At 63.5% G+C, this 15,248-nt stretch carries 15 protein-coding genes; 4 read left to right on the top strand and 11 right to left on the bottom strand.

Annotated elements, in window-relative coordinates; genetic code table 11:
* The 5 genes from I2488_RS14935 to I2488_RS14915 form a co-directional block, all read right to left on the bottom strand.
* The gene (locus I2488_RS14935; protein ID WP_196276617.1) at window positions 1-1,371 is read right to left on the bottom strand and encodes a TonB-dependent receptor; all 1,371 of its coding nucleotides are present in this window, start codon (window positions 1,369-1,371) and stop codon (window positions 1-3) included.
* Between the two features lie 122 nt (window positions 1,372-1,493).
* Complete coding sequence (locus I2488_RS14930; RefSeq protein WP_196276616.1) at window positions 1,494-2,018, bottom strand: RBBP9/YdeN family alpha/beta hydrolase; 525 nt, start codon at window positions 2,016-2,018, stop codon at window positions 1,494-1,496.
* Window positions 2,015-3,079: a beta-keto acid cleavage family enzyme gene (locus tag I2488_RS14925; RefSeq protein ID WP_196276615.1), complete on the bottom strand. Its 1,065-nt coding sequence runs from the start codon at window positions 3,077-3,079 to the stop codon at window positions 2,015-2,017. The genes I2488_RS14930 and I2488_RS14925 overlap by 4 nt, the downstream gene beginning before the upstream one ends.
* A gap of 37 nt (window positions 3,080-3,116) precedes the next feature.
* Window positions 3,117-3,950, bottom strand: a complete 834-nt coding sequence (locus I2488_RS14920) for a TauD/TfdA family dioxygenase (RefSeq protein WP_196276614.1) — start codon at window positions 3,948-3,950, stop codon at window positions 3,117-3,119.
* A gap of 11 nt (window positions 3,951-3,961) precedes the next feature.
* Window positions 3,962-4,939, bottom strand: a complete 978-nt coding sequence (locus tag I2488_RS14915) for a quinone oxidoreductase family protein (RefSeq protein WP_196276613.1) — start codon at window positions 4,937-4,939, stop codon at window positions 3,962-3,964.
* Window positions 4,940-5,036: 97 nt separating this feature from the next.
* Between I2488_RS14915 and I2488_RS19820 the strand changes: the two genes are divergently transcribed.
* Window positions 5,037-5,879 (top strand): AraC family transcriptional regulator, encoded by an 843-nt coding sequence (locus I2488_RS19820; RefSeq protein ID WP_343071089.1) that lies wholly within the window; start codon window positions 5,037-5,039, stop codon window positions 5,877-5,879.
* A gap of 81 nt (window positions 5,880-5,960) precedes the next feature.
* Here I2488_RS19820 and I2488_RS14905 read toward each other — a convergent pair whose 3' ends face one another.
* The 3 genes from I2488_RS14905 to I2488_RS14895 all read right to left on the bottom strand — a co-directional run bounded on the left by I2488_RS14905 (window position 5,961) and on the right by I2488_RS14895 (window position 10,573).
* Window positions 5,961-6,974 (bottom strand): zinc-dependent alcohol dehydrogenase, encoded by a 1,014-nt coding sequence (locus I2488_RS14905; protein WP_196276611.1) that lies wholly within the window; start codon window positions 6,972-6,974, stop codon window positions 5,961-5,963.
* Complete coding sequence (locus tag I2488_RS14900; protein WP_196276610.1) at window positions 6,967-8,166, bottom strand: MFS transporter; 1,200 nt, start codon at window positions 8,164-8,166, stop codon at window positions 6,967-6,969. The genes I2488_RS14905 and I2488_RS14900 overlap by 8 nt, the downstream gene beginning before the upstream one ends.
* 94 nt (window positions 8,167-8,260) lie before the next feature.
* The gene (locus tag I2488_RS14895; protein WP_196276609.1) at window positions 8,261-10,573 is read right to left on the bottom strand and encodes a TonB-dependent receptor; all 2,313 of its coding nucleotides are present in this window, start codon (window positions 10,571-10,573) and stop codon (window positions 8,261-8,263) included.
* Window positions 10,574-11,013: 440 nt separating this feature from the next.
* Between I2488_RS14895 and I2488_RS14890 the strand changes: the two genes are divergently transcribed.
* Both I2488_RS14890 and I2488_RS19735 read left to right on the top strand, forming a co-directional pair.
* Window positions 11,014-11,793, top strand: coding sequence for an SDR family NAD(P)-dependent oxidoreductase (locus I2488_RS14890; RefSeq protein ID WP_214652404.1), 780 nt, complete (start codon window positions 11,014-11,016; stop codon window positions 11,791-11,793).
* A 23-nt stretch (window positions 11,794-11,816) separates the two neighbouring features.
* Window positions 11,817-11,942, top strand: coding sequence for a hypothetical protein (locus I2488_RS19735; protein ID WP_281390088.1), 126 nt, complete (start codon window positions 11,817-11,819; stop codon window positions 11,940-11,942).
* Between the two features lie 154 nt (window positions 11,943-12,096).
* On the opposite strand, the gene I2488_RS14885 is transcribed toward I2488_RS19735, so the two are convergent.
* Genes I2488_RS14885 through I2488_RS14875 form a run of 3 tightly spaced genes read right to left on the bottom strand, consistent with a single transcriptional unit; the run spans window position 12,097 to window position 14,530 of the window.
* A complete protein-coding gene (locus I2488_RS14885; protein WP_196276608.1) occupies window positions 12,097-12,549 on the bottom strand; it encodes a nuclear transport factor 2 family protein in 453 nt (150 codons plus the stop codon).
* Window positions 12,542-13,363: a Coq4 family protein gene (locus I2488_RS14880; RefSeq protein WP_196276607.1), complete on the bottom strand. Its 822-nt coding sequence runs from the start codon at window positions 13,361-13,363 to the stop codon at window positions 12,542-12,544. The genes I2488_RS14885 and I2488_RS14880 overlap by 8 nt, the downstream gene beginning before the upstream one ends.
* A gap of 3 nt (window positions 13,364-13,366) precedes the next feature.
* Complete coding sequence (locus tag I2488_RS14875; protein WP_196276606.1) at window positions 13,367-14,530, bottom strand: sulfotransferase family protein; 1,164 nt, start codon at window positions 14,528-14,530, stop codon at window positions 13,367-13,369.
* A 123-nt stretch (window positions 14,531-14,653) separates the two neighbouring features.
* Here I2488_RS14875 and I2488_RS14870 point away from each other — a divergent pair, with 123 nt between their 5' ends.
* Window positions 14,654-15,220, top strand: coding sequence for a nuclear transport factor 2 family protein (locus tag I2488_RS14870; protein ID WP_196276605.1), 567 nt, complete (start codon window positions 14,654-14,656; stop codon window positions 15,218-15,220).
* The last annotated feature ends 28 nt before the right edge of the window (window positions 15,221-15,248 follow it).

Raw genomic sequence — 15,248 nt, 5'->3', positions numbered from 1 at the left:
TCAACGCCCTGCTGGCGCAAGGTGCAGATTGCCCTGACCGTAGGCGGCGAAGCTCTTGACGTTCTGGAAGACGTCCTGGTCGGTGGCTGCAACGCCGTTGTTCACGGCGTAGCAGTTGGCGCAAGCGGTGCGAGCAGGGCCAGCCGGGACGAGCACGCCGCAGAAAGCGGTGCCCATGTTGAGCTCTTCGGCAAGCGCGAAGTCTTCCTCGAAGTAGTAGACGCCCGCCACCATGTCGAACTTGCCGCCGAGCCATTCCTTCTCGGGCGAGATGAACTGCAGTTCGTGGTTCTGGCTCTTGGAATCGAACAGGCTCCGGCGCGAGGCGAGACTGACCGGGAAGTAGACGATGTCGCCATCGAGTTGGTCGTTGGTCCAGACGCGGTAGCTGTTGATCAGCTTGAGGGTGCTGCCGCCCGCGAGGTCGAGCGAGGCGGTGCTGGAGACGCCCCAGTTCTCGTCGATCAGGCCTGTCGCCATCGACTGGTTCATCACGCGGTCGTTGAGGTTGGTATCAGGCCCGCCATTGAACGCGGCCTGGATGAAGGCGAGACGGGCGGGGCTTACCGATGCGGGATCGAAGTCGAAATTGGCCACGCCATCGCCATCGAGGCGGGTGTAGTCGCCGCGCAGGATCCATTCGACATTGCCGAGGTCGGCCTTGAGCGTGCCGCGGAACGAGACGTCGTCCGAGCCGCCGTAGTGCTTGCCGTCGAGCTTGTTGAACCACGGGCCTTTGAACCACTGGCCCATGCCGGCGACGCGCAGGGCGACGTTCTCGGTCAGCGGCAGGTTGACGTTGCCGGCGATCTTGTAGCGGTCGAACGAGCCGACCTCGCCGCTGACTTCGCCGCTGAACTCGCCCTTGGGCAGAGCGCTGCGCAGCGAGAGCGCGCCGACGCTGGCGTTGCGGCCGAACAGCGTGCCCTGCGGCCCGCGCAGCACTTCGACGCCCTCGATGTCGAGGAACGCGCCGAGCACCGAGCGCGAGCGCGGCACGTATACGCCGTCGACGAAGACCGCGACGCTGGGTTCGATCAGGGTGTTGGCGAGCGAGCCGACGCCGCGGATGCCGATGCGGGTCGAGCCGATGTTGGACGAGCGCACGGTCTGGAAGTTGGTCGCCACCTTGCCGAGATCGAGCACGGTCACGACGTTCTGCTTGTCGAGGCTGGCACCGCTGAAGGCGGCGATCGAGATCGGCACGCTCTGCACGCTTTCGGCGCGCTTCTGTGCGGTCACGATGATTTCGCCGTTGGCAGGTGCTGCGCTGGCGGTGTCTGCGGCGCTGTCCTGCGCGTGGGCGATGGTCGTGCCCGAAGCAAGGATGGCAAGCGCGCTGGCGCAAAGGCGCAGGTGTCCAGTGGTCATTTCAGTATCCTCCCCAAACTTCCTTTGTTGTCGCCCTGTTAGCCGGGAGACCTGCGCGATATTTCACAATAGACGACAGCGATTTTGCATTTCGTGTCACACGAGGTGGAGATGCAGGATCGTCAGGACGATCGCTGCCAGCAGCGCCCTGCGGGCGGATTGAGATGCCCGACATCGCCCGCATCGTGGAGCCGAGCGCCCCAGCTATGCGCCAGTTCAGCCACGCGGTCGAAAGGCCCCAGCGGATCGTTGTTGCTGGCCACGACGATGGCCGGGAACGGCAGGCGTTCGCGGGAGATCGGGCACCAGCCATGGGCGGTCAGGTCCTCCAGCGAGGGATAGCCCGGTGGCAGCGGGTTCTCGACATCGGCGGGCGTTGCCAGCAGCGCGCCGCGCACTGCGCGCGTCGGGTTACGTGCCCATGCCGCCACCATCAGGCACCCGGCGCTGTGAGCAGCGATCACCACTTCGCCCTCGATCGCGTTGAGTGCGGCATCGAGTGCGGCGATGCGCGCGGCAAGGCTCAGACGGTCTTCGGTCAGCGGCTCAACCGTGACCGAGCCCGGAATGGCCCGTGCCGCGTGCGTCTGCCAGTGGTCCTCCACGTGGTCGCGAAGGCCCGGAACGAAGAGGACTGTCTTCGTCATGCGACTTCGCGGATCGGCACGGCGAGCTGGCCGCGTTCGCGATTGGGCGCCATGCCGAGACGGGCGAGCGTTTCCTCGGTCGAGTTGTACTGCGTGCCGATCTTGTAGATCGCGCGTGCCTCGTCACCGTTGGCCACTTCGCGGCCGAGTTCGCGGCTGATGCGGACAAGCTGTTCGACCTGTGCGACCGAACCCATCTTGTTGCCGTGCGGATCGTAGATCGTGTCCTCGATGCCGCAACGGGCATGCATACCGAGCGCGATGGCGATGGTGTTGATCGGCAGGACGTTGCCCATCACGCTTTCGAGCGTCACGGTCGAGCCATCGGGCGCGCGGCGGATGAACTCCATGAAGTTTGCAGGGTTCGGCCCGTCAAAACCGCCGCCGATGCCGACCCAGGTGAGGTTGAGTGGCCCCTTGTAGTGCCCGCGACGGATCAGGCGCTCGACCGTTTCCATGTCGGGCATGCAGGTCAGCTGGAAGTGGGGCTGGATGCCCGCGCCGGTCAGGCGGCGCAGGTGCTCTTCCACCCACTGCGGACCTGCGGGCACGACCATCTCGCGATAGGCGTGGTAGAGCGCCGGATTGGCGATGGAGGTCTGCGCGTATTCCTCCTCGTGCATCAGGTCCATGATGTTCATCTGTGTCGTGTTGACGGCGATGGTGACCTGTTCGGGGGCGGGCGTGAGTTCGGCGAGCATGTGGCGGACCTCGTCCGACAGCCACTTGGCCTCGGCGCCTTCTTCCTCGCTTTCGGGCGCGAAGGAGATCGAGCCGCCGACCTGGATGATCATCTCGGGCAAGGCGTCACGGATCTTGCCGATCATCTCGTTGAACATCGACAGGCGCTTCGAGCCGTGGCCGTCGGGCTCGCGGCAGTGCAGGTGGAGGACGGTAGCGCCGGCATTGTAGCAATCGACCGCCTTCTGGACCTGCTCGTCCATCGTCACCGGAATGTCCTCGAGGAAGTCCTCGGGCGTCCATTCCGGGCCATAGGGTGCCACGGTGATGACCAGCTTTTCCTGATTGCGGGGGAGCAGGGAGTCGTCGAGGAACTGCATCGGATCTCTCCTTGGAATTCTTGTCGTTGATGAGGGTTCAGAAGGGGCGGTCGCCGATGATCCCGGCGCGTTCCATGCGGCGCACCGTGGGCGCGTAGTGCTGGGTGGAACGATTGTCCCAGATCGCGACCGAATTGGGCTGCCAGCGCCAGCGCACTTGGTATTCCGGAATGCTCGCGCGCCTGATCAGGTACTGCAGCAGGTTGGCACCGCCGGGGGCGTAGTCCTGCCCGTAGCGGACGTTCTCCGCCGTGTGGTAATTGGTGAAGTGGGTGGTGAAGCCGTTGACGAACAGCACCTTCTCGCCCGTTTCGGGATGGGTGCGGACCACCGGGTGCTCGGCATCGGGGAAGCGTGCCTTCAGGGCATGCCGCTCCGCCTCGGTCATGCGCGCGCCGAAGGATGCCTCGATCGAGTGGCGTGCCTTGAGCGGGGCGATGGTCTGCTTCACGTGGGCGGGCAGATCGTCATAGGCCTTGGCCATGTTCGCCCACATCGTGTCGCCACCTACGGGCGGGCAGGCCACGCAGCGCAGCACGCAGCCCAGGGGCGGGGCTTCGCGCCAGGTAACGTCGCAGTGCCAGGCGTTTTCGTAGAAGTCGGGCGGCGAATTCTCGTCCTTGTAGATCCTGACCAGACCGGGGTGGTCGGGATCGCTCCCGGCCACCGGGTGGTCCTCGAGCGACCCGAAACGCTCGGCAAAGGCGACATGGGTAGCACGGTCGAAATCCTGATCGCGCAGGAACAGGACCTTGTGTTCGAGCAGCGCCACGCGGATCACGCGGAACAGGGCGTCGTCATGGACCGCGTCGGCAAGGTTCACGCCGACCAGTTCGGCACCGATATGGGTGGTAAGCTTCTCGATCCGCACGGATGTTCTCCTCAGACCACGAAGATCGACGAGCCGATGGTGCGGCCGGCTTCAAGGTCGCGGTGCGCCTCGACGCAATCGGCGAGGCCATAGCGCTGGCCGATCTCGACATTGATCCGCCCGGCGGCGAGGTGGCCGAACCACAGCGCTGCCAGTTCGGCGCGCTCGGCGGGATCGGCGTAGTAGTCGGCGAAGGCGGGGCGGGTGAAGTAAACCGAGCCCTGCAGCATCATCTGGAAGGCATCGATCGGCGGGAAGGGGCCTGACGCCGTGCCGCATCCGACCAGCACGCCGCGCCGCTTCAGCGACTTGAGCGAACCTTCGAACGTGTCCTTGCCGACGCTGTCGAACACGGTGCTGACGCCCTGGCCATCGGTCAGCTCCCTGACCCGCGCGGCCACGTCCTCGCGGCGGTAGAAGATGATTTCGTCGCAGCCCATGGCGCGGGCCTTTTCGGCCTTCTCCTCGCTCGATACAGTGCCAATCACCCGCAGGCCGAGCAGCTTGGCGAGCTGGACTGCGAGGAGACCGACGCCGCCTGCTGCGGCATGAAGCAGGATCGTGTTGCCCGCCTTGATCGAGGGGTTGGCCTTGACCAGCCAGTAGGTTGCCGAAAGGCCGCGCATGGTCGAGGCGGCGGCTTGCTCGAAGGTGATCGTGTCGGGCAGCTTGAACAGCGGGGCTGCCGGCATCACGCGCTCGGTGCTGTAGGCGCCGAGCGGACTGCCGTTGTAGGCAACGCGATCACCGACAGCGAAGCCGGTAACGCCAGCGCCGAGAGCGACGATCGTGCCGGCGCCTTCGACGCCGATGCCGCAGGGGGGCTGCACCGGATAGTAGCCCGAGCGGAAGTAGGTATCGGCAAAGTTGCACCCGACCGCCGCGTGGCGGATGCGGACCTCGCCCGGCCCCGGCTCGCCGACATGGACATCCTCAAGCTTGAGGACTTCGGGTCCACCGGTTTCGTAAAAGCGGACAGCCTTGGCCATCGCGATGTCTCTCCCCAATGCGTCTGCCCTTTGCAGTTGCCCTTGAGTTAGTGCGGCTCGCGCTTGCCTTTTTCACATTTCATGACATTGTTTTCCCATTCGACGCCACAGCAAGCGGCGCGACGGGGGGCTGCGCATGGCCGAGTGCCGATCGCTGGCGAACCTTGGTGCGACGAGCCTGCTGATCGCCCACCAGCCCACGCTGCGCCATGCCCTCTCCGCCTTGGCCGAATTCCGTTCGCGCATCAATTCGACGCTGGTGCTCCATTTCGAAGAGCACGAAGGGGACGTGATCCTGCGCGAGGACTTCCAGCTTCGCCGTCCGGAACCATCGCGCCAGTCAAACGATCTGGCGCTTGGCGTGCTGGCGCGACTGTGCAGCAGCGTCCTGGGCGATCTGTGGGCTCCGAGCATGGTCTGCTTTACGCACGAGGCTCCCCCAGCGGCAGAGCTGCCGATCTTCAGCCGCGTGTTTCACTGCAGGCCGCAATTCGGGAGCGAGTTCAACGGCATTGTCCTGCCCTTGGCCGACCTCGATCGGCCCAACCTGAAGGCCGACGACCAGCTTGCCCGCCATGCGCGACAATTGCTCGAAGCGGTGATGAGCCCGGTCGACCGCACGGTTGCACAGGACGTCAGCCAGTTGATCCAGCTCCTGATGCCCTCTGGCCGCGCGAGCATCCAGGGGTGTGCAGCCGCATTGGGCATGACCGTCCGGACCCTCCAGCGGGCACTCGACGCCGAAGGAACGAGTTTCAGCACGCTCCTCAACAGCGTTCGCATGAATCTCGCCGTGCAGTATCTGGCGAACCCGCGCATGCGGATAACAGATGTTGCGGAGTTGCTGGGCTACAGTTCTATCGGGGCATTCACCCGCTGGCATGGCGCAACCTTTGGGCGGAGTCCGCGGAAAGCTCGTTCCGCGGAACTGTCAGTCTGAAGCCAAACGGCAGGGCAAGGGCTGATCTCGAGCCGCTGGTTTGCCCAGCTCCAACCGGAGCGTTGGCTTTGACAGGGCCCCTCAGACGTTCAGCATCACCTTTACCGCGTTCGGCTGCATTTGGGCGCTGAATGCCTGCGCGATCTGTTCGAGCGGGAAGCTGGCCGAAAGCAGGGTTGCCCGGTCCACCTGACCGCTGTTCATAAGATCGAGCGCCTCTACGAGTTCTTCAGGAGCATAGCCGTTGGAGCCGAAGATTGTCGGCTGCTTCTCGATCAGCGGGCTCATGTCGATCGTCACGGGGCCTTCGAAGCCGCCGAAGCACACGATCCTGCCGCCTGGATTCACGATCTTCAACGCTGTTTCCAGCGGCGGCGGGCCCTTCATGTGGCGGATGTAGCCCGCGCAATCGAACACGAGAGCGATGTTGCAGGAAACGCCAGCGTAGCTTTCGGAGACTCCGCAGATCTCGCCGATCAGTTCGAACACGTCTGCGTCGCGAGCGTTGACGGCATGAGTTGCGCCGACTTCGAGCGCCTTGGCCAATCGCGCATCGTGCACGTCCACGGCAATGATGCGCGACGGGGAAATCCCGCGCGCGCGGATTGACTGGATCACGCCGAGACCGATGATGCCGACGCCGAAGACGACCACATTCTCGCCATCCGCGGGTGCGCCCTTGCGCACCATCTGCAACCCGTCGGCGAGGGGTTCGGTGGTGGCGGCCTCCTCGAAGGACAGGCCATCGGGTATGCGGACGAGTTGCCAGGGGTTGACAGGGACGGCGACGAGATCGGCCATGCCGCCACCCATCCCGGTGACGCCGACAACACGGTCTCCGACGTGCCAACCCTCGACGCCATCGCCCAGTGCTGCGATCTCGCCGGCAAATTCGTGACCGGGGACGGCGTAGCCTTCAGGCGTCTCGCGGACGAGCTTGTCGCGGTAGGAATTGTCGCGGAACATGTGGAGGTCCGAGCCGCAGATGCCGCAGGCCCTGACCGCGACAAGGACTTCGCCGGGGCCTGGCTGAGGCGCGGTGGCATCGTTGCGGAAGTGAATCTCGCCGGGACGGGTGAAGTCGGCGCTACGCAATGTGGTTCTCCGGATTGGCGGGATGCCGTCCCAGCAACTGCAGGATCACGGCGCAGAAGGCGAGCAGCCCCACGGTAAGCCCCATCGGCAGGTAATAGCTGCCGGTACGTTCGAACAGCATGCTGGCGATCGGCGTCATGGCAAAAAGGAAGGGCAGGGTGCTGAGCTGGAACAGGCTGAAGGCCCTGCCGAAGGCGGTGGGGCCGAAGCGGGCGGCGACGGCGACGCCAAACGCGCCTTGCACCCCGCCTCCGCAGGCTCCGACGAGAATTGCATCGACGGTCAGGATGGGCAGGCTGACCGGGAACAGGAAGATCGTCCATACGACGGCCTGCACGGCGGCGTTGACGGCGAGCGCGCGGGGGCCGCCTATGCGATCGGCCAGATAGCCGAACGCCATCGAGCCCAAGAGACCCGAACCACCCGAGAGAGCCAACAGCGAGTTCGCTTCGCCGAAGCTGCGGCCCTGGCCCACAAGCAGCGGGATGAAATGCGCGAGCTTCATTGTGCCTGCGCCGGTGATCAGCCCGACCGCAAGGCTCAGGACCCAGAACGCAGGCTGCGACAGGATTGCGCGCGCAGGCACGCTGGCGGCTTGGGTCGCGCCAGCGCTCGAGGTGCCGTTGCGTGTGCCAAGCAGAAGCGGGACGAGAGCAAGATCGGCGAGGGCAAGGGCCTGAAACGCCGTGCGCACGCCATAGACCGTCAACACCGGCGCGGTGACCAGCGGAACGATCATCACCAGCAGCGGCATGTTAACGATTCCGAGTGCGCGTCCGCGCAATGTCTCCGGAACCCAGCGGGTGGCCAGCGTCATGGCCGGGAGTACCCCGAGCATTGCCGTGCCGGGACCGATCAGCAGGAGGTAGGACAGGAGCAGCTGGACCGGGCCGGTTGCCACGGAGGCTGCGCCAAATCCTGCTGCCGAGGTAAGTGCGCCTGCAATGAGCAGGTTGCGCAGATCGACGCGATGGATGATGCGACCCACCAGCATCGCCGTCACGCACAGGGAAACCACGGCGAGCGACAGAGCCATCGAGGACTGCGATCGGGAGGCTGCGTACTCGCGCTCGATCGCGAGGATCATCGTGCCGAAGCTGCCGAAGCACAAGCCGGACGCGAAATTCTGTGCCAGCGCGGCAATGGCTACCTGGCCCCAATGCGGGCGATCAGCTGATGCTGCCAGTGTCATGCCCGCTTGTGCTCCCGACAGGTTGCGATGTCTTCTCGAAAAAGTGGTGCGGCAGGCTGACCTGCCGCACCGAGGGAGAGAATGTGTGCGTTGATCAGAACGCGAAGCCAAGGTCGACCCCCCAGGTGCGCGGCACCTGGAACACGCCGATGACGTTGGTCGTCAGGTTGCGTGCGAAGTCGAGCTTCTGGTTGTTCGTCAGGTTCTGAACCCAGACCGAGGCGTTGACCTTGCTGCCGCCGACCGGGATTTCCATCAACGACAGGCGCGCGTTGATGTCGAAGCGCGAGGGCAAAGTGGTCAGGTTCAGCGTCGCCGCATTCTGGATCGGATCGGAAAGACGCTTGTCCTTGAAGAAACCGTCGATGCGGAAGCTGGCGTAAGTGCCATCGTTGTTCAACGCCGGACTGTCATACTGCGCGCCGACGCTCAGCGTGTTCTTCGGGGCGAGCGAGTTGACCGGACCGTTGACCGGGTCTGCGGCCAGCTTCTGGTGCAGATAGCCGTAGCTTGCGTTGAAAGTGAAATTCGCGGACGGCTTGGCGGTCAGTTCGACCTCGAAACCCTCTTCGTTGCCAAAGGGAGAGGAGAACAGGAACGTGCCGCTGGCAGCGCTGAAGCTCAGCGTCTGGACGTTCTTGCGCCGGGTGACGAAGCCTGCGGCGTTGATCCGCAAGGTCTTGTCGAGCAGGTCTGCCTTCACGCCCACTTCGTAGCTGTTGACCGTCTCGGGCTTGAACACGGTGCCGCCCAGAACGCCGCCCGAAAGATAGCCGGTGGCGAAGCGAGCATAGGCGCGCACGTCCTGGTTGGCGATGTAGGTCGCCGTCGCATCGAAATCCCAGCGGTCGAAGCTGACGTTCGACTGGATGGTCGGGGCGAAGATCGGGATGATGCCGCCGGCCAAAAGATTCTCGAAGCGATCATCCTTGGTATAGCGAAGGCCGCCAGCCAGTTCGAACTGGTCGGTCTTGTAGCCGAGGTGGGCATAGCCGGCGATCGACTTGTTGCGGACCTTTGCGTTCGAACCGGCAAGATAGTCGGACGGAACGCCGAAGATATTGATGGTGTTGCCCGTGGTCGCATCCAGCTTGGGCACGATCTGCGGGGCAAAGGTCGGGAACAGCGTGCCGATAAACACCGGGTTGTTGTCGCTACCGGTTTCGCGGAAGTAGAAGCCGCCCAGTACCCAGTCGAGATTGCCCGTCTTGCCCAGCACCTGGACTTCCTGGGTGAACTGCTTCTGGTGGCGGTCCTGCACCGATGAGATGTTGGTGAACGGCAGGCCGCCGACGACGTAGGCTCCGCCATCGATGTCGTTGCCGCCGACGAATTCGTCGAGCTTGCGATAGCCGGTGATCGACTTCAGCGTGATGGCGTCGCTTGCTTCATAAGCGAGGGTGAAGCTGTGGCCCTGGATCTTCATGTGCGAGGGTGACGTGAAGTCGAGGGCAAGAGCTTTCTGGCGAACTGTCGATGCGGGCACGTAGATGCTCGGCGACGCTGCATAGAACGGCGGATTGCCTACACCTGCGGCATAACCCGGATCGTAGCCGAGGAGCTGTTGGCCGAGCTGCGTGCTGACCTTGTCGGTATAGTCGAACTTGTAGTCAGCAGTCAGGCTGCCGTCCTGGAAGCGCAATGCGAAGGCAACAGCATCGGTGTTTTCGGCGCCGAAGGTCTTGGCCGAGGTGATCGAGCCGAACGGCGCGGCGAAATTGAACGTGCGACCCGGCGTCAGGTTCTTGACGTAACCGGTGTTCTCGTCGTGCAGATAGGAGACGCGGGCGCTGAACGGGCCGAAGGACGGAAGATTGACCACGATCTGGCCCTTGTAGCGATCGTAGTTGCCGACGGTGCCCTCTGCCTTCACCCCGAATTCACCCTTCGGCGCCGAGGTGATGAAGTTGATGGCGCCGCCGGTCGAGTTGCGGCCGAACAGGGTGCCTTGCGGGCCGCGCAGGACTTCGACGCGCTCGATATCAGCGAGCGAGAATGCCGTGCCGGCCGGACGTCCGAGATAGATGCCATCGATGTAGAGGCCGATGCCCGCATCGGCTTCGAACTTGAGCGTGCCGGTCGAAACGCCGCGCAGGTAATACTGCGGCGCGTTGGCCGAACCGAACTGACGCTGCACGTCGAGGTTCGGGACGGTTTTGCCGATGTCGCCGAAGCCCTTGATGTCGAGAGCCTTGAGCTGGGTCTGGTCGTAGCCGGTGACGGCGACCGGAACGTCCTGCAGGCGCTCCTGGGTGCGGCGCGCCGTCACGACGATGTCGGCGATTCCCGCCGACTGCGTGGCCTCTGCCTGCGGTTCGGCTGAAGTTGCAGCATCCGCAGCAAAGCTGGTGCCCGGGTTGACCATGACCAGCGCAGTGCCGGCGAGCGCTAGAACGCGAAGTTTCATCCATCCCCTCCAAGAGATCGTGTTTCGAAGGCGGTGTGTGTCACCGCGTGGCGTTTGCATTTTTTTGAGTACATGGCGACAAAATGCGCGATGATCAATCATGAAAGTGAGCAAAGCGAAAAATTAATGCCAAAGATTGACGTTTTGCGTAATCTGTATCAGGAAGGGCGGACTGGCTTCGCGAGACCGATCAGGCTTTGGCCGATGCAATGGCTCGGCCCGGGGGGTGTCCGTGAAGCAGGAAGACGATGTCGCTACGGCGGGGGAGTTCGCGAGATGGGCACCCGACCGGCGTCGTCCAGCGGTTGGCACGGTTTCGTGCCTTGGAGGCGGAACGTGAGAATTGCTTTTGGTGAGACAGGGACGGCGTCACTGACACGTGGGCTTCGGAGCGATGGTGACCTTATAGGCCCTGCGTCTCTGCGGGAGGCGGCGGGGCAATGAGCGGTAGCGGCATATCCATCGACATGTGCGGGGAGGTCATACTCGTGACCGGGGGCGCGAGCGGGATCGGCGCTGCGACATGCCGCCTGCTGGCCGCGGCCGGGGCGAGCGTCGTCGTGGCCGATTGCAACGAAGCGCGTGCCAAGGGCGTCGCCGCAGAGCTTCCGGATGCCATGTCGCTGGTTGTCGACGTAAGCGATGCGGGCGACTGTGAGCGCATGATTGCCGCCATTGCGGAGCGCTACGGCAAGCTCGACGGGGCATTCAACAATGCCGGGATTACCGAGGTTTCTGTGCTGAACGGCGCGCCAATGCCGGAAAGCCATGCCTTGCCGCTGGACGTCTGGCGCAAGGTCCTGAACGTCGATCTTGATGGCGTGTTTTTCTGCCTGCGTGCCGAATTGCCCTTGATGTTGAAGAGCGGTGGCGGTGCGATCGTCAACACGACCTCGCTGCAGGCGCACATAAGCTATCCGCGCACGGCTGCCTACACGGCTGCCAAGCACGGCGTGCTCGGGCTGACCAAGGCGATTGCCAAGGAATATGGCGAGCAGGGCATCCGCTGCAATTCGGTATCGCCCGGGGTTGTCGACACGCCCCTGACGAACGGCGTGATCCACGCGCCCGAGTATAGGGACATGCTGCTCGCGCCGATTCCCTTGAAGCGGTTTGCGACGCCGGAGGACATCGCCAGGGCAGTGCTCTGGCTGCTGTCGGATCAGGCGGACTACATCAACGGTGCGACGATCATGGCTGATGGCGGTTACCTGGCCTGACCGCGCGCCCAAGGGAGAAGGGCATGCTCAAGCAAATCTACGTTATCGATCTGATCGTTCGTGATCTGGATGCTGCAGTCGCCTATGGCCGCAAGATCTTCGGGTGCGATCCCAAGGACACGTCGGGAGTGGGGCGCGGTACGACGTGAACGATGAATGGTCTGACCGGCCCCCACTGAGTGGTCCGTGTTGAACAGGGTGCCCGGGATATTCAAGCATCTGCACAAAGCTAGGAGATGCGCAAAAGAGATTTTATAAATCTCGTATTCTTGTTCTGCGCGAAATTTGACGGCAGCAGCCGTGTCATCCCAATGCGTACTTGCCGTGGGCAGTCAGGTTGCCGAACAGGTCATTGGTGATGAAGCGTTCGCTAAAGCGCCAGATTCCTTCGACTTTCGCAAAGCGGTCGGCATAGTCGCCGGTGATGATCGGCTGAAGCGGAACGCCCGGTGCGTCCTGCAGCACGAAGACCGAGCTCGTCGCGCGCGCCCGGCCTGCGCCGTCCGGTTCGACGATCAGGTTGCAGATCATGTGCCTGGTGCGCGGGATACCGTCATAAAGCCTGACGAAATCCGCAAACATCCGCGTGACTTCGGCGGGATCAGCGATGACCGGATCGGGCCGCCCTTCGAAATGTACGGCGGCGTGGGCAAAGAGCTGGCCAAGGCCGACGAGGTCGCCGCTGTCGAGATGGCGGGGGTAGCGGTGCACAAGCGCCTGGATGGCCAGGTAGTCGCCGATCGAAAAGTCATCCATGCGAAGCCTCGTATGTCCATGTCCAATGTCCAGGTGCAGGACCGTCCTGAAAGCCCAACTGCTCGCGCACGTTCGCAACGGGCACGTCGATCCAGTCTTCCCAGCGCAGCATGAACAGCGGCAGCTTCTGCTTCGCGCCCAAGGCATGGCCCAGCGCAAAGCCCTCGATCATCGCCGGGGTTACCGTGGGATAATGGCAGGCTGCGCGCATCAGGCTGGTCGATGCCAGGAACATCGGCTGGAACGACAGCATGCTGGCAAATTCGGGTTCGAAGTAATTGAACACGGCAACGGTGTTGGCCACGATCAGTGCGATCTCGCCAACCGGGCTCGTATCGAGGCCGGTCACCGTGTGTTCGATGTCGTGGTTCTGGACACGACGCTTGATCAGGTAGGCAAAGTCGTCGGCTGGCTCGCCGCGGAACATGAAGTCGATCTCCATGCCGCTGGTCACGATGAAATCATGGATCAGCGCGCCGACCGTGTCCGGTGCGCAATGCGCCACCTTCTCGGCGCTCCAGTCGGACGTGAAGCGCTCGTCGAGCCACCGGGCGAATTCAGGCAGGCGCTCGCGCTCGGCCGCAAGCAGGACATGCAAGCGCGGGTAGTCCATTTCCTCGGAGACTGCGCGATTGACCTCGGGGATCAGGTAGGCCGCCGGGAGATCGTATCCATCGCGCTTGAGGCCCATTTGCGCATAGACATCGCGAAAGCGCGGATTGTTGAGATAACGCGAAGTGCTGGTCAGGATCGAGCCTGCCACAGGCTCTGCTGAGCCCTTGAGATAGGCTGCTTCCTCCCCCTTGATCTCCATGGCTCAGGCCTCCGGTACATAGACGTCGGAATAGAAGGCAAAGTCCTGCATCAGCGCTTCGCGATCCACGCCGTAGTCGGCGAGGTCGTACTTGTGCGACGGGCGGCTATCGCGCTGGTTGCCGCCGAGCCAGGTCTGCCAGGCAGCGATGTCGTCGTCGTCTGCGGCCATGCCGGCAGCGGCAAAGATTGCCTGCGCGCTGCCGACCGGATCGGACAGAAGGTCGCGATACTGGATGTCGAAGAAGCGTTCCGGCCGGGCTTCGCGCACCGGGAGCATGTCGACGAGATTGCGTCGCAGGCGGCGAGTCCAGTGCGCGGCCTGCTCCTTCGACAGATCGGTATCGGTGTTGCCGCTGGTGAGCGAGGCGACCATCGAATAATAGCTGCCCATGACGTGATCGACGCGGCGGTGGGTCATCGCGATGATCGCGCCCGGGAACGTGTCAAGCGTGGTGCTGACCGCGGTGAGGTGATGGGGCGCCTTGAGAATCCACTTGCGCCCGCGCCGCGACGGATCCTGCCACTGCAGGATCTTGAGCCATTCGAGCAGTTCGCCGTAGGCGGCGGTCTGGTCGGCATCGAGCAACCATTCGCCGTAGCTTGGCAGGTAGAGCATCGCTTCGGGAATGTTGGAGATGAAGGACTGCTCGATCAGGGGCAGTTCCTCGTCATGGGCGAAGGCGTCCATCGGATGGATCGATTCAAAGCCGGCCGAGGCTGCCACCAGATCGTCTGAAAGCTGCTTTGCGTCAGCCTTGCGGGTGGCAATGTCGGCCTCACCGCTATTGTCGCGCGGCAGCGGGAAGATGGTTTCCCACCAGACCATGGCCGTCGCCCTGGGGCTCGCGGCAAGCAGGCGCTGGAGCATCGTGCTGCCGGTGCGGGGTAGCCCGACGATGATCACGCCGACATCGACCTGCTCGTCGAGGATTTCGGGATGGCGTTTGACCAGGTCCACCCGGCGCAGGCGATTTTCGAGCGCGTTTGCAATGCGCGCGGCGTGTGTGTTGGCGCCAGCCTCGTTCAGCCGAGCCTCGTCCCGCATCGAGCGCAGGAGTACATCGAGAGGTTCACGGAAGTGGTCGGGGCCGAGGTCGACGAGGCCGGTCGAGGTGCGGGCGCGGCTGATCAGCGCATCGGCGTCGAGTTGGTCAAGAAAACGCATTGCGTATAAAAGCCTCTCAAAAATCTCATTTTGCGTAATTATCTATGGATTAGGGCGACGCAATATGCAATGCCAATGTGCATACAAACAAACGGCGCGTGCCGTGATGAGAGGAGACGTGACGTGTCATATCCGCGCGAGGAAGTCGAAGCTGCGATCCAGGGCCTTCGCGAGGCCTTCGTCGAGGCTGAACGACGCAACCACTGGGCGTGGATCGCCGACGAGTTCTATCACGAGAACGCCACCTATTATTGCCCCTATGGCGGCTCGATGCCCGTCTTTGCGCGCAATCGCGACGAGATCCGCGCCACGCACTATGGCCGCGACATGGACGTCGGCTCGGGCTGGGCGGGGTGGAGCTTTCCGATCCTCGAATTCGCAGTCAACGGCGATCGCATCTTCAGCCGCTGGGTCAATCGCGGACCGGGCAAGCGGCCGGACGGTTCGTTCTACGAGACCGAGGGCGTCAGCTTCATCACTTATGGCGGCGACGGCAAGTTCAGCTCGCAGCTGGACCTGTTCGACATTGGCCACCAGATGAAGCTCTGCGACGAGCTGAAGGAAGCTGGCCTGCTCGATCCCGTGCTCGAGCGTGACTGGGTGGCCCCGATGAAACGCCGCATCATCGACAGCATGAACCAGGGAATTGCGCCCGCCGCGCAAGCATCGGCCCCCGGCGAGACGCACTGAACGTGACGCCGGGAGCAGCCTGCTCCCG

The sequence above is a fragment of the Novosphingobium jiangmenense genome, from assembly GCF_015694345.1.
GTDB lineage: Bacteria > Pseudomonadota > Alphaproteobacteria > Sphingomonadales > Sphingomonadaceae > Novosphingobium > Novosphingobium jiangmenense.
This window is presented reverse-complemented; position numbering and strand designations above follow the sequence as displayed.